The organism is Priestia sp. TGN 0903 (genome assembly GCF_050846855.1).
Lineage (GTDB): Bacteria > Bacillota > Bacilli > Bacillales > Bacillaceae_H > Priestia > Priestia zanthoxyli.
Genome location: NZ_JBOZGL010000034.1, coordinates 1 through 1,052 on the forward strand (window position 1 = coordinate 1; position 1,052 = coordinate 1,052).

General features: G+C 68.5%; 2 protein-coding genes. Both read right to left on the reverse strand.

Going from position 1 to position 1,052, the window contains the following annotated elements; all coding sequences use genetic code 11:
* On the reverse strand, nucleotides 1–498 hold a 498-nt coding region (locus ACRPLY_RS26760), incomplete at its 3' end, for a hypothetical protein (RefSeq protein WP_432232222.1).
* 2 nt (nucleotides 499–500) lie between these two features.
* Nucleotides 501–995: a hypothetical protein gene (locus tag ACRPLY_RS26765; RefSeq protein ID WP_432232223.1), complete on the reverse strand. Its 495-nt coding sequence runs from the start codon at nucleotides 993–995 to the stop codon at nucleotides 501–503.
* Between the last annotated feature and the right edge of the window lie 57 nt (nucleotides 996–1,052).

Genomic DNA, 1,052 nt, shown 5'->3' on the forward strand with positions numbered 1-1,052 from the left:
GTCGGTGCGCTGCTGGTACTGCTCCCACGACAGGAGCGGGGACGGTCTCCACGGGTCCGGGTCGCGGTCCTTGCCGACGAGCCCGTCGAGGCCACGCCGGTAGTGCGACACCTGCACCATCGCCGACGCAGCCAGCCCCTCTGTGTTGGTGGTCTGGTCGGGGGGCATGAGCACCAGATGGTGATGCTCCACCCATGAGCGGGACGGCATCCGATGCCATGCCGCGAACCCGACCTGCCGACACGCCCTCAGCACCGCCTTGCGCTGCGGTGGGGTGAGGTGGTGGCGGATCGACAGGTCGACCACGCCGTCTCCGGTGTGGGTCGAGCCCGAGTAGGGGCTGCGTGGCTGCCACGACCCCTGACCGGGGCGGATGATCCACCCGTCCCGCCAGCCACGGAACTCGGGCATCGCGGCAGCCAGCCGCTCGGCCTCGATCAGTGCGTCCCGAGTGCGGGGCGACAGCAGGGAGCCGCGCCACGTGATCCGATCAGCCATCATCACACCTCGTAGGTCATCGTGAAAAACAGCGAGTCGCCCGACGCCCACCCACCAGGGTTGTTGTTGGAGATCCGCCCGGACGGGATCAGCGCAACCACACGGCCAGGGCCCACCGGCCTCACCGTCAGCGGATACTCAGACCCGCCACGCGCCAGCCACCCCACGCCAGCGACCATCGCCCAGGCCCTGGCGTTGACCGGCATCGACCACACCCACGCCGCCGACCCGAGATTGGTGGTCGAGCCTCGCCCCATCGACACCGAGGCGTGCACCAGACGCCCCACCTGCATCCAGCGACCCTCCAGCGTGCCGTTTCCGATCGAGAGGGTGGTGCCGTCGCTCTGCGACCACGCCACGGCGTATGACGACCACGACGGAGACAGCGACGACAGCGCATTTTCGGTGCCCTGAGCCAGCAGGGCCATATCTGCCGGGACGTTGTTTGCGTCCGCCAACTCCGGCGTCCGGAGTCCATAGATCGGTGTGGTCGGCATCCCGTGCCTCCTTAGATCGTGGTGATGAGAGTGACCCGTCCAGCGTCGGGACGGTCA

Excerpts from the sequence above, each read along its gene's own strand:
- ACRPLY_RS26765 (WP_432232223.1), bottom strand. The coding sequence starts at position 995 with ATGCCGACCACACCGATCTATGGACTCCGGACGCCGGAGTTGGCGGAC.